13 protein-coding genes and 1 pseudogene are annotated in these 10705 nt (G+C 72.7%); 8 read left to right on the top strand and 6 right to left on the bottom strand.

The window, feature by feature from the left end:
- Positions 1-142: 142 nt before the first annotated feature.
- The 3 genes from ETD96_RS32575 (at position 143) to pcaG (ending at position 2472) form a co-directional block, all read left to right on the top strand.
- Positions 143-1120, top strand: coding sequence for a sigma-70 family RNA polymerase sigma factor (locus ETD96_RS32575; protein WP_138640323.1), 978 nt, complete (start codon positions 143-145; stop codon positions 1118-1120).
- Between the two features lie 125 nt (positions 1121-1245).
- On the top strand, positions 1246-1929 hold the full coding sequence (gene pcaH / locus ETD96_RS32570; RefSeq protein WP_132174350.1) for a protocatechuate 3,4-dioxygenase subunit beta: 684 nt from the start codon (positions 1246-1248) through the stop codon (positions 1927-1929).
- On the top strand, positions 1930-2472 hold the full coding sequence (gene pcaG / locus ETD96_RS32565) for a protocatechuate 3,4-dioxygenase subunit alpha (protein WP_138640322.1): 543 nt from the start codon (positions 1930-1932) through the stop codon (positions 2470-2472). It abuts the gene before it with no gap.
- A gap of 343 nt (positions 2473-2815) precedes the next feature.
- Here pcaG and ETD96_RS48265 read toward each other — a convergent pair.
- The 4 genes and pseudogenes from ETD96_RS48265 to ETD96_RS32540 form a co-directional block, all read right to left on the bottom strand.
- Positions 2816-3103, bottom strand: a pseudogene (locus ETD96_RS48265) (universal stress protein); the annotation flags it as partial.
- Positions 3104-3223: 120 nt separating this feature from the next.
- A complete protein-coding gene (locus ETD96_RS32550) occupies positions 3224-3781 on the bottom strand; it encodes a GNAT family N-acetyltransferase (protein WP_138640321.1) in 558 nt (185 codons plus the stop codon).
- 16 nt (positions 3782-3797) lie between these two features.
- The gene (locus ETD96_RS32545) at positions 3798-4064 is read right to left on the bottom strand and encodes a hypothetical protein (protein WP_240808387.1); all 267 of its coding nucleotides are present in this window, start codon (positions 4062-4064) and stop codon (positions 3798-3800) included.
- Between the two features lie 75 nt (positions 4065-4139).
- Positions 4140-4640, bottom strand: a complete 501-nt coding sequence (locus ETD96_RS32540) for an LLM class oxidoreductase (RefSeq protein ID WP_205719555.1) — start codon at positions 4638-4640, stop codon at positions 4140-4142.
- Between the two features lie 61 nt (positions 4641-4701).
- On the opposite strand from ETD96_RS32540, the gene ETD96_RS32535 reads away from it, so the two are divergent.
- From ETD96_RS32535 to ETD96_RS32520, 4 genes are read left to right on the top strand one after another with little or no spacing between them, the layout of a single operon-like run.
- Complete coding sequence (locus ETD96_RS32535) at positions 4702-5346, top strand: hypothetical protein (RefSeq protein ID WP_138640319.1); 645 nt, start codon at positions 4702-4704, stop codon at positions 5344-5346.
- Positions 5343-6176 (top strand): MNIO family bufferin maturase, encoded by an 834-nt coding sequence (bufB, locus tag ETD96_RS32530; protein ID WP_138640318.1) that lies wholly within the window; start codon positions 5343-5345, stop codon positions 6174-6176. Before ETD96_RS32535 ends, bufB begins: the two co-directional genes overlap by 4 nt.
- The gene (locus ETD96_RS32525) at positions 6169-6942 is read left to right on the top strand and encodes an HvfC/BufC N-terminal domain-containing protein (protein WP_138640317.1); all 774 of its coding nucleotides are present in this window, start codon (positions 6169-6171) and stop codon (positions 6940-6942) included. The genes bufB and ETD96_RS32525 overlap by 8 nt, the downstream gene beginning before the upstream one ends.
- A complete protein-coding gene (locus ETD96_RS32520; RefSeq protein WP_138640316.1) occupies positions 6939-8261 on the top strand; it encodes a ferritin-like domain-containing protein in 1323 nt (440 codons plus the stop codon). Before ETD96_RS32525 ends, ETD96_RS32520 begins: the two co-directional genes overlap by 4 nt.
- A gap of 22 nt (positions 8262-8283) precedes the next feature.
- Here ETD96_RS32520 and ETD96_RS32515 read toward each other — a convergent pair whose 3' ends face one another.
- Together ETD96_RS32515 and ETD96_RS32510 are read right to left on the bottom strand one after the other, a co-directional pair.
- The gene (locus tag ETD96_RS32515) at positions 8284-9783 is read right to left on the bottom strand and encodes a DEAD/DEAH box helicase (RefSeq protein WP_138640315.1); all 1500 of its coding nucleotides are present in this window, start codon (positions 9781-9783) and stop codon (positions 8284-8286) included.
- Between the two features lie 215 nt (positions 9784-9998).
- Positions 9999-10202 (bottom strand): cold-shock protein, encoded by a 204-nt coding sequence (locus tag ETD96_RS32510; protein ID WP_067460243.1) that lies wholly within the window; start codon positions 10200-10202, stop codon positions 9999-10001.
- A 263-nt stretch (positions 10203-10465) separates the two neighbouring features.
- Between ETD96_RS32510 and ETD96_RS32505 the strand changes: the two genes are divergently transcribed.
- A complete protein-coding gene (locus tag ETD96_RS32505) occupies positions 10466-10693 on the top strand; it encodes a hypothetical protein (RefSeq protein WP_138640314.1) in 228 nt (75 codons plus the stop codon).
- Positions 10694-10705 lie beyond the last annotated feature (12 nt).

The raw sequence follows: 10705 nt of genomic DNA, 5'->3' as shown, positions 1-10705 counted from the left end.
GCGGTGGATCCGCTGGTCGGAACGTAGAATGATGCGGGTTTTACCCGTTCTGTCGGTGGGCTCGCCTACGGTCGGAGGCGACAGGGGCCCGTCGGCCCACGCCCGTCCGAGCGACGACGCCGAACGAAGGTGACGACCAGCCATGTCGAACAGCACCATCGAGACAGACCGCGACTTCCAGGAGCTCGCCGACCCCTACCGGCGCGAGCTGCTGGCGCACTGCTATCGGATGCTCGGGTCCATGCACGACGCCGAAGACCTCGTGCAGGAGACCTACCTGCGGGCCTGGCGGTCCTACGAGAACTTCGAGGGGCGCTCCTCGCTGCGGACGTGGCTCTACCGGATCGCCACCAACGTGTGCCTCACCGCGATCGACCAGCGCGGCAACCGGCCCATGCCGTCCGGGCTCGGGGCGCCGAGCGACGAGCCGGAGCGGCCCGTCGTCGCCTCCCCCGAGGTGCCGTGGCTGGAGCCCGTCCCCGACGCCGTCATCGGCGCCGACGCCGCCGACCCGGCCACGATCGTCGCCGCCCGCGAGAGCACCCGGCTCGCATTCGTCGCGGCGCTGCAGCACCTGCCCGCCAAGCAGCGGGTCGTGCTGATCCTGCGGGACGTCCTGAAGTGGCGGGCCGCCGAGGTCGCCGAGCTGCTCGACACCTCCACCGCCGCCGTCAACAGCGCGCTGCAGCGGGCGCGGGCGCAGCTGGAGGAGAACCAGCCCCTGCGCGACGAGCTCGTCGAGCCGACCGACGCCGCCCAGCGCGACCTGCTCGAACGCTACGCCAAGGCGTTCGAGGACGCCGACATCACCGGCCTCATCGAGCTGTTCAAGAAGGACGTCATCTGGGAGATGCCGCCCCACCTCGACTGGTTCGTCGGCGCCGAGAACGTCGTGCAGCTCATCCGCGTCCAGTGCGCGCCCTCGCCCGGCGACATCAGGATGGTCCCGTCCGCCGCGAACGGGCAGCCCGCGTTCGGGCTCTACATGCGCGGCGACGACGGCGTCCACCGCGCCTACCAGCTCCAGGTCATCAGCGTCACCGACGAGGGCGTCGCGCACGTCTCGGCCTTCTTCGACACGAGCCTGTTCCCCCTGTTCGGGCTGGCAGAGGAGCTCTGACCGGCCTCCCTTTCCACTGAGCGGAAACCCGCGGCGGGCGCACCGGACACCGGCTGCCAGGGTGGAAGACGAGCGGCACCGGCACGACGGCCGGAGCCGCCCCGCCGAGTGGGAATGGGAGGCACATGGACATGGTCGAGGCGTCGCCGCACCCTCCGTACCTGTACCCGGGCTACAAGAGCACCGTGCTCCGCGCCCCCGCGCAGGACCTGGTCATGCCGAAGCTCGGCCCCGACAGCGTCGAGCTGACCTCGCCCGTCTTCGGCCACCAGGAGCTCGGCCGGCGGGACTTCGACCTCACCGCCCAGCACGCCGGCGAGCCGCTCGGCGAGCGGATCATCGTCACCGGCCGGGTGCTCGACACGGCGGGCCGCCCGGTGCGGGGCGCGCTGGTCGAGGCGTGGCAGGCGAACGCGGCGGGCCGGTACAACCATCTCGGCGACGTCCACCCGGCGCCGCTCGACCCGAACTTCACCGGCGCCGGACGCTGCCTCACCGACGACGACGGCCGGTACCGCTTCATCACGATCAAGCCCGGCGCCTACCCGTGGGGCAACCACCACAACGCGTGGCGGCCCGCGCACATCCACTTCTCCGTCTTCGGGACGGCGTTCACGCAGCGGCTCGTCACGCAGATGTACTTCCCCGGCGACCCGCTGTTCGCCTACGACCCGATCTTCCAGTCGATCCCGGGCGAGAAGGACCGCGAGAAGCTGATCGCCCGGTTCGACATGGACACCACCGAACCGGAGTGGGCGCTCGGCTACCAGTGGGACATCGTCCTCGGCGACACCCCGATGGAGGCATGAGTGAGCACGAGCACGCCTTCGCAGACCGTTGGACCGTTCTTCGGGTACGCGCTGCCCTACGCGGCCGGGCCCGAGGTCGTGCCGGGGTGGCGGCCGGACGCGATCCGCGTCCGCGGCCGGGTCCTCGACGGCGCCGGGCAGCCGGTGCCGGACGCGCTGCTGGAGATATGGCAGGCCGACGAGACCGGCGAGATCCCGCGGCGGCCGGGCGGCATCGCCCGCTCCGGGCACGACTTCTCCGGCTTCGGACGCTGCGGCACCGACGCCGACGGCGGCTACTGGTTCAGCACCGTCAAGCCCGGAGCGGTCGGTGCGGGCGCGCCCTACATCGCCGTGCTCGTCTTCGCCCGCGGCCTGCTCAAGCCCGTCTTCACCCGGCTGTACTTCCCGGAGGACGCGGCGGCGCACGCGGACGACCCGCTGCTCGCCGACGTCCCCGGCGCGCGGCGCGCGACCCTGATCGCCGAGCGCGAGGGGGAGCGGCGGTACCGTTTCGACATCCATCTGCAAGGGGAGCGGGAGACGGTCTTCCTTGGCTTCTGACGAACACCGCGCGGCGGGCGAGGCCGCCGGAACCGCGTCGCCGGACGCGGGGCTGCTGTCCCCGGTCCGCGCGGGGACGCAGGCCGAGGCCGCCACGAGCGACCTCGCCTACCTGGCGGCGATGCTGGACGCCGAGGCCGCCCTCGCCCGCGCGCAGGCCCGCCTCGGGATCGTCCCCACCGACGCGGCCGAGACGATCGCCGCCGCCGCCGTCCCGGACCGCGATCACCGGGCGCGGGGAGCGGGCGGGCAGCTCCAGCGCCATCGCGACGCCGACCGGGTCGCCGGCCGCGCCGATCACGACCAGTTCGGCGCCGGCGGCGCCGCGCAGCAGCGCCTCCAGGGCCGGGCCGCGCCGCAGCCGCTTGCGGACGGCGCCCGGCACGCCCAGCTCGTAGGCCCGGCGCACGCCGCTGTCGAGCAGGTTCTCCCCCGCCCGCTTCATGATCGTCTCGATCTCGGGGTCGGTGTGGCCGGCCGGGTAGGGCCAGTGCCAGCAGTGGCACATCAGCAGCCCGATGCCGCGGAGCCGGGCCTCCTCGACCGCCCAGCGCAGGGCCGCGTCGTTCTCCGCCGTCCCGTCGTATCCGAACAGGACGTGCGGCCAGTGCTTCCTCTCCTCGCCGTTCATGCCTGCCTCCCTCCTGCCAGTCTGCGCGCGGCCCGGCGCCGGCAGAAGAGGACGAAGGTCCCCCGGCCCCGATTCTTGGGAGCGGGCGGATATTTTGCCCGGCGATGACCGGTAGGGCCGTTACGCTCCGGCGGGGAGGTCCGCCGCCGTGACGCGGTACAGGACGTGGCGCTTCAGCCGGTGCCCGTCCGGCACGAGCGGGTGGTCGAAGTCGCCGGACGCGTCCCTGGTCATGCCGATGCGCTCCATGACCGCCTGGGACCGGACGTTGGCGGTGGCGGTGAACGAGACCACCTCCGCCAGCCCCAGGTCGTCGAAGGCGAACCGCAGCGCGCGGCGGGCGGCCTCGGACGCGTAGCCGCGGCCCCAGGCGGAGCGGGCGAGCCGCCAGCCGATCTCCACCGCCGGGGTGAAGTGGGCCTCGAAGCGCGGCACCGACAGGCCGGTGAAGCCGACGAACTCGCCCGTCCCGGCGGTCTCCAGCGCCCAGAACCCGAAGCCGCGCTCCCCGATGGCCGCGTCGACGCGGTCGATCATCGCGTCGCTCTCCGCGCGCGTGAGGGGCGCCGGGAAGTGCTCCATGACGGCCGGGTCGGCGTTCAGTTCGGCGAACGGCCCGCGGTCGCTCTCCCTCCAGCGGCGCAGGACGAGGCGGTCCGTGCGGAGTTCAGGTGTCACCGGGCGACCCTACCCGTCACGCGCCGGCCGCGTGGTCCCGGATCGCGGCGCAGGCGCGGGCCGCCATGGCGAGGAACATCGCGTCGCCGCGCTCGGTGGGCGTCCCGTAGGCGCAGCCCAGCACGATGATGAGCGGGGCCTGCGGGAGGGCGAAGCGGTAGTCGTCCCAGCAGAGGTCGAGGGGGTAGTCGCGCACGCCGTGGCCGAGGAGCGCCTCGTGGTAGCGGGCGACGAGGTCGCGTTCATGGGCGCGGCGGTCGGCGGCGCCGAGGGCGGTGGCCAGAAAGTAGGACAGGTCGCGTGCGGGCAGCCCGATCGCGAGGGTCTGCCAGTCGACGGTGAAGCCAGGGCGCGGTGATCATCGGGCGGCGAGCCACTCGTCCGGGAGGAGCCCGGCGACGTGCCGGAGCTGGTCGGGCGTGCCGATCGCGTCGAACGCGCCGGGATAGCCGGAGACGAGGTCGTCGGCGCGGAAGCGGACCAGCGCCGCCGGGTCCCAGCCGTTGACCCGGACCAGCAGGTCGCCGTAGCCCTGCAGGCAGGTGGCGAGGCGGCCGACGAGCTTGCGCAGCCGCGCCTCCTCGTCCAGGTGGTCGCCGACCGTGGCGAGCACCGACCACACGCGGACGGACGCGGGGTCGCGCCCGGCCTGGTCGGCGCCGCGCCGCACCGCCGCGACGGCCTCGGCGAGGGTCTCGTCGGTGAAGAAGGTGTGCCGGTGGCCGTCCGTGGACCGCCGGCCAGATCGCGCGGGCCGGCGTGACCGGCCGCCGCCCGGCGAGGGCAATACCGGGTCTCCTACCTTCCGGGATTCGGCCATGACCTCGCCAATGCCCTCGGCCACCGGCTTATCGATCATGACTTCCGGTAAGGGTGACCAGCGGAAATGGCGTCGGATTCGGCGAGTTCGGGGGCAGGCGATGGGCAACGGGCGGTACCGGCACGACGGGCAGGGGGAGCACTCGGGGACTGACGTGCTCTCCGCCGCCGAATACGCGGAGGAAACGCGCTACAACGCGAGCGGGGTCAGTTTCTGGGAAAGCTCGTGCGGATCGCCGGTCACGGGACTGGAACAGCACGTCTGCATGGGCCTGAACGCCTGCCGCGACTTCGACGTGGACCAGTCCGCCGACATGGCGGGGACCGGGAACTGCGCGACGGTGCGGCATGTCTGCCACGGCGAGGGCAACTGCCGCGGGCAGGGCGGCTGCGGCTACGCCGGCAGCGACGAGCAGCAGTGGCGGCCCGGCGAGCAGGCGTGCCGGTACAACGGCAGCTGCGCCGTCCCCATCAACGTCAGCCGCGTGTTCAGCGGCGGCCCCATGAAGGGCAAGAGCGTCTGGAAGCAGGCCCGGCGGCTGATGGAGGACCGCATGTACCGGGCCGGCCTGGCGTTCGGACCGGCGCCGGGCGAGGGCATCCCCGACGACATGATCCCCGACTACGACCTCGACGACGAGGAGATCCCGCCGCCGAAGCGGCCCTCGGGCGCACCGATTCTCGGCGGGATGGCGCCGGTCGGCGGCGAGCGGGTGGCAGACGGCCGGCCCCCGGCCGAGAAATGACAGGGGCCCGATCACTGGGATTCGGTGTCGGGCTCCGCACCCCGCATATGGGATATGTGCTCCGGCATGAGCCAGAAATGGGATTCTTCGAGGTGGTCTCGGAGAACTACATGGATTCCGCGGGGCGGCGCCGCCGCGACCTCGCCGAGGTCGCGGAACGGTACCCGATCGTGCTGCACGGGATCGCCCTGTCGATCGGCAGCACTGATCCGCTCGACTTCGGCTACCTGGCGCGGCTGCGGGCTCTCGCGGACTCGGTACGGGCCGTACTGGTGTCCGACCACGTGTGCTGGACGGGCGTCCTCGGCCGCAACACGCATGACCTGCTGCCGCTGCCGTTCACCGAGGAGGCGCTCGCGCACGTCGCGGCGCGGGTCCGGACCGTCCAGGACTTCCTGGGCCGCCGGCTGCTGCTGGAGAACCCGAGCACCTACGCGGGGTTCACCGCGTCCACGATGCCCGAGCAGGAGTTCCTGACCCGGCTCGCCGAGGACGCGGACTGCGGCCTGCTGCTGGACGTCAACAACGTCTACGTGTCGTCGGTGAACCACGGGTTCGACCCGACGGAGTACCTGCGCGCGCTGCCGTTCGACCGCGTCGGGCAGATCCACCTCGCCGGGCACGCCGACCACGGCGGGCACATCATCGACAGCCACGACGCACCGGTCGCCGACCCGGTCTGGGACCTGTACCGGACGGCGGTCGAGGCCGCCGGGGACGTTCCGACCCTGCTGGAGTGGGACGATCGCCTGCCCGCGTTCCCCGTCCTCGAGGCGGAGCTCGGCAAGGCGCGGCGGATCGCCGCGGCGGTACCGGCGCACCATGGGTGAGCTGGCGGAACTCCAGTCGTGGCTGCACGCGGCGATCCTCGATCCGGACGGCCCGGCCGCCGACGCCGGCGACGTCGTCACCGGCTCGTCGCTGCTGACCGCGCGGGAGCGGCTCGCGATCTACTGGCGCGGCTACCGGCTGCGGCTCCTGGAGACCATGCGCGGCCTGCATCCCGGCCTGGTGCACCTCCTGGGCCAGGACGTCTTCGACGGCTTCGCCATGGACTACCTCGACGCGCACCCGCCCCGCGCCTACTCGCTGTTCCGGCTGGACGAGGGGTTCGCCGCCCACCTCCGCGACACCCGCCCCGACGACGCCGGGCCCTGGTCGGACATGCTCATCGACATGGCCCGGTTCGAGCGGGCCATCACCGAGGCGACCGAGGCGCCGGGGACCGAGGAGGACGGCCCGCCCGGCGACCGCCTCAGGGCCGCGCCCTGCCTGCGCCTGCTGCGGCTGACCTGGCCGGCGAACGCGTACCTGGCGGCCGTGCGGCGCGGCGCCGAGCCGCCGCCGCCCGCGCCGCGCCCCGTCCACCTGGCCGTCGGCCGGCGCGACTACGCGCTCGTGGTGCGCGAACTCGGCGCCCACCCCTTCGCGGCGCTGGAGGCGATCGCCGCCGGGGCGCCCCCGGACGGTGCACCAGGCGCCTGGCTCCGGCACTGGACCGCACTCGGCTACCTGACCCGCGCCGAGCCGCCCGGCGCGGCGCACGACCCGGCCGGGACCGTTCCGGCCCCAACGGAAAGGACCATGCCACGATGACCCTCGCGAGCACCACGGAGATCGCGGAGCCGACGCCCGTAGCGGAGACCGATCCGACCAAGGAGATCACCTCGGTCGCCGAGCTGGCCCGGCACCTCCACGCCGCCGCGCAGGTGGAGATGTCCACGATCCCGCTCTACCTGTTCGCGCTGTACTCCCTCAGGGTCGGCGGCCATTCCCAGTGGTCGGCCCCGCGCGGCGTCCTGCGCACGATGACGGGGATCGCCATCGAGGAGATGCTGCACCTCGCGCTGGTGCGCAACCTCATGGTCGCCATCGGGCACGGGGACGACATCCGGTTCTACGACCGGGCCTTCCTGCCGTCCTACTCCAGTTACATGCTGCACCGGTACAACCCCAAGGACGAGGAGGGCGCCAGGATCGTCCTCGAACTGAAGCGGCTGTCGAAGAAGCACGTCGGCTCGTTCCGCAGGGTCGAGATGCCCGACAACGTCGACAAGACGGCCACCACGTTCCGGGCGCATGACACCGACCCCCTGCAGTACACCAGCCTCGGCGCCTTCTACCGCGCGATCGAGCTGGGCTTCAGGAGCCTCGACGGCAAGATCGAATGGGCGATCCCGGACGTCCGCAAGCAGTACAAGCGGGGGTTCTGGAACGAGTACGGCAACTTCAAGCCGATCCGCGTCTACGACCAGGCGACGGCGAAGCAGGCGCTGGACCTGATCATCGAACAGGGCGAGGGGACGGTCCGGGAGCACGAGCGCATCGAGGTCGGGCGCGGTGTCGACGACTACACCCACTACCAGAAGTTCCTGCGGATCGAGCAGGGCGTGGAGGGCATCGGTGCGGGCGACGGGACCCCGGACAAGGAGATCGACCTCGACGACCCGCTGATGACCTGGCCGGTCGTGTCCAACCCGAAGATCGAGGAGTTCACCGACCAGCCCGCCGTCCACAGCCTGATGGAGCTGTTCAACGCCGCCTTCTGCTACACGCTGTGCCTGCTGGACGAGACTTACCGGCACACCACCCGAGACGTCCGGACGGTGAAGGTCCCCGGCACCCTCCGCGAGGAGAAGTACAGCCGCCGCTACGGCCTGGAGCGCAACGGCATCGCGGCCATGCAAGGCGTCCTCTACCCCATCGCGCAGGCCCTCGTCAGCACGCCGATCGAGGGCGACGGGGAGAGGCGGAACGCCGCGCCGTCCTTCCAGTTCTTCGACTTCGACGCCCGGCCGGACGTGCCGAAGAAGACCCAGCTCGCGCAGTTGTGCGACAAGGCCGTCCAGCACTGCCCGCAACTCGGCGGCCCGGACGGCGTCAGCCGCCAGATCTCGCTCCTCACCGAGGTGTGAGCGCGGGCCGCGCCACCGGACGTCAGGACGCGCGGCGGCGGGGCCCGCGCCCCTGACCGCGCGCCTGACCCTGACCGCGCGCCTGACCCTGACCGCGTCCCTGGCCCTGCCCGCGTCCCTGGCCCTGCCCGCGCGCCTGGCTCTGGCCGGTGGCCCGGGCGGTGCCGTTCTGGGCGCGGTCGCGCGGCTTGCGCGCGGGCGCCGCCGCCGGTGCGGGGGCGGGCGCCGGGGTGCGCGCGCCGGTGATCCGGGACAGTTCGGAGTCGCCGGGCCGGACGCTGGTCGTCACCGGGGTGATGCCGGCCTTGGCCATCAGGGCGTCCATCTCGCGCCGCTGGTCGGGCAGGACGAGCGTGACCACCGTGCCGGTGCGCCCGGCGCGGGCGGTGCGCCCGCCCCGGTGCAGGTAGTCCTTGTGGTCGGCGGGCGGGTCGACGTTCACGACGAGGTCGAGGTCGTCGATGTGGATGCCGCGGGCGGCGACGTTGGTGGCCACGAGCACGGTGACGTCCGAGGCGTGGAAGGCGTCCAGCGCCCGGTTGCGCTGCGACTGCGTCTTGCCGCCGTGCAGGGCCGCGGCGCGGACGCCGCGGGTGGTCAGCTTGCGGACGAGCCGGTCGGCGACGTGCTTCTTGCCCACGAACATGATCACGCGTTCGGCGCGGGAGGCGATGTGCGCGGTCGTCTCGTGCTTGTCGGTGTCGGCGACGTGCAGCAGGTGGTGCTCCATCGCGGTGACCGCGGCGGCGGGCGGGTCGACCGAGTGGGTCACCGGGTCGGCGAGGAACCGGCGGACGAGCCGGTCCACGTCGCCGTCGAGCGTCGCGGAGAACAGCATCCGCTGGCCGCCGGGCGGGGTCTGCTCCAGCAGCCGGGTGACCTGCGGCAGGAACCCCATGTCGGTCATCTGGTCGGCCTCGTCCAGCACGGTCGCCGCCACCTCGCCGAGCCGGCAGTCGCCGCGCTCGATCAGGTCGGCGAGCCGTCCGGGCGTGGCGATCAGGACGTCCACGCCGGCGGCGAGGGCCTGCGCCTGGCGGGTGATCCCGAGACCGCCCACGACGGTCGCGAGCCGCAGCCCCACGGCGTCGGCGTACGGGGTGAGCGCGGCGGTGACCTGCTGCGCGAGTTCCCGCGTGGGGACCAGGACCAGGGCGAGCGGCGCACGCGGCCGGGCGCGGTGCCCGGCGGTGCGGGCGAGCACGGCCAGCCCGAACGCGAGGGTCTTGCCGGAGCCGGTGCGGCCCCGGCCGAGGACGTCCCGTCCGGCGAGGGCGTTCGGCAGGCTCGCGGCCTGGATGGGGAACGGCGCCGTCACTCCCTGGCGCGCCAGCTCCGCCAGGAGCGGCGCCGGGAGCGGAAGGTCGGCGAACGACTCGACCGCGGGCAGCGGCGGAGTCGAGGGCTTCGGTGCGGGCGCGGTCTTCGGCGCGGGCGCGGCGTCCTGCCGCTGGGCCGGACGGCGCCGGCCGCCGCCGCGGCGGGGCCGGGAGGCGGAGCGTTCTCGGGGCGCGGGTGACATGGGAGGGCCTTCCTCGAAGACGGTGCGTGTCGAGGAAGTCCTCCGCCGCGCGGAAGCGCGGCCAGGGGCCGGACGAACAGCTCTCAAGACGAACCTGGTGGAACCCGCGGTGCCGCGGGCGGAGCCGGAGGGAGCCCCTCCGGGGGCGGCGCCCCCGAAGGGGCGCCTCGCGCGGCGGACGGGCCCCGGGAGGCCGTCCGCCGCGCGGCCGGCGGTCAGGCCGGGACGATGTTCTCGGCCTGCAGGCCCTTCTGGCCCTGCGTGACGTCGAAGGACACCTTCTGGCCCTCCTGCAGCTCACGGAAGCCCTGGGCCGCGATGTTGGAGTAGTGGGCGAAGACGTCGGCGCCGCCGCCGTCCTGCTCGATGAAGCCGAAGCCCTTTTCCGCGTTGAACCACTTGACGGTACCGGTGGCCATGTCGATCTCCTCTGCTCGGTCCCGTTCGCGCACCGTGCGCGAGCGGGGACGTCGCGATGGCCCATCCGGAAGATCCAGAACAACAAAAAATGCGCCTGCTGAAGTTGATCCGCAGGCGCATGCACATGTCTTGGGAACCGCAACTACACCGACCGTACCACATGCCCGGAGGGCGTCTCCTGAATCAAGGATTCACTGTGATTTCGATATCAGCTTACGAACAGCCCCCCGTCATCGTCCTGGCGAGCGCATACTTGCAGGTGATGAAACCCACCGAACCAGCCAGACGGCGACACCTGCCCACCAGTCCCTTCAAGCCCCCGCCCGCCGCGCCGCCCGCGAAGGTCTTCGCTCCTGACGACCGGGTGACGCACGACAAGTACGGCCTCGGCACCATCCTGGAAGTCCACGACGGCCGCTCGGTCCTCGTCGACTTCGGGACGCAGAAGGTGAAGATCCTGGCTCCCTTCGCCAAGCTCTTCAAGCTCTGACCCGCCCCGGCC

Source organism: Actinomadura geliboluensis (genome assembly GCF_005889745.1).
In the GTDB taxonomy this organism is placed as follows: domain Bacteria; phylum Actinomycetota; class Actinomycetes; order Streptosporangiales; family Streptosporangiaceae; genus Spirillospora; species Spirillospora geliboluensis.
The sequence above is the reverse complement of the archived record's forward strand: the minus strand, read 5'-3'. Positions and strand labels throughout refer to the sequence as shown.

What these genes read in the sequence shown, in the direction of transcription:
- bufB (WP_138640318.1), top strand. Translation starts at nt 5,343, where the DNA reads ATGACAGGGGCCCGATCACTGGGATTCGGTGTCGGGCTCCGCACCCCG.
- ETD96_RS32515 (WP_138640315.1), bottom strand. Translation starts at nt 9,783, where the DNA reads ATGTCACCCGCGCCCCGAGAACGCTCCGCCTCCCGGCCCCGCCGCGGC.
- pcaH (WP_132174350.1), top strand. Translation starts at nt 1,246, where the DNA reads ATGGACATGGTCGAGGCGTCGCCGCACCCTCCGTACCTGTACCCGGGC.
- ETD96_RS32535 (WP_138640319.1), top strand. Translation starts at nt 4,702, where the DNA reads ATGGGCAACGGGCGGTACCGGCACGACGGGCAGGGGGAGCACTCGGGG.
- ETD96_RS32575 (WP_138640323.1), top strand. Translation starts at nt 143, where the DNA reads ATGTCGAACAGCACCATCGAGACAGACCGCGACTTCCAGGAGCTCGCC.
- ETD96_RS32525 (WP_138640317.1), top strand. Translation starts at nt 6,169, where the DNA reads ATGGGTGAGCTGGCGGAACTCCAGTCGTGGCTGCACGCGGCGATCCTC.
- ETD96_RS32540 (WP_205719555.1), bottom strand. Translation starts at nt 4,640, where the DNA reads ATGATCGATAAGCCGGTGGCCGAGGGCATTGGCGAGGTCATGGCCGAA.
- ETD96_RS32510 (WP_067460243.1), bottom strand. Translation starts at nt 10,202, where the DNA reads ATGGCCACCGGTACCGTCAAGTGGTTCAACGCGGAAAAGGGCTTCGGC.
- ETD96_RS32505 (WP_138640314.1), top strand. Translation starts at nt 10,466, where the DNA reads ATGAAACCCACCGAACCAGCCAGACGGCGACACCTGCCCACCAGTCCC.
- ETD96_RS32520 (WP_138640316.1), top strand. Translation starts at nt 6,939, where the DNA reads ATGACCCTCGCGAGCACCACGGAGATCGCGGAGCCGACGCCCGTAGCG.